Annotated in this window: 1 rRNA gene; it reads left to right on the forward strand. The window is 52.3% G+C overall.

From position 1 onward, the window contains the following. Positions 1-597 (forward strand): 16S ribosomal RNA (locus JCM17207_RS11920); the annotation flags it as partial.

Genomic DNA, 597 nt, shown 5'->3' on the forward strand with positions numbered 1-597 from the left:
TGATGCAGCGACGCCGCGTGGAGGAAGAAGGTCTTCGGATTGTAAACTCCTGTTGTTGAGGACGATAATGACGGTACTCAACAAGGAAGTGACGGCTAACTACGTGCCAGCAGCCGCGGTAAAACGTAGGTCACAAGCGTTGTCCGGAATTACTGGGTGTAAAGGGAGCGCAGGCGGGAATGCAAGTTGGGAGTGAAATCTACGGGCTCAACCCGTAAACTGCTCTCAAAACTGTATTTCTTGAGTAGTGCAGAGGTAGGCGGAATTCCCGGTGTAGCGGTGGAATGCGTAGATATCGGGAGGAACACCAGTGGCGAAGGCGGCCTACTGGGCACCAACTGACGCTGAGGCTCGAAAGTGTGGGTAGCAAACAGGATTAGATACCCTGGTAGTCCACACCGTAAACGATGATTACTAGGTGTTGGGAGATTGACCCTCTCAGTGCCGCAGTTAACACAATAAGTAATCCACCTGGGGAGTACGACCGCAAGGTTGAAACTCAAAGGAATTGACGGGGGCCCGCACAAGCAGTGGAGTATGTGGTTTAATTCGACGCAACGCGAAGAACCTTACCAAGTCTTGACATCCTGCGACGAG

This window comes from Faecalibacterium gallinarum, from assembly GCF_022180365.1.
GTDB classification, from domain to species: domain Bacteria; phylum Bacillota; class Clostridia; order Oscillospirales; family Ruminococcaceae; genus Faecalibacterium; species Faecalibacterium gallinarum.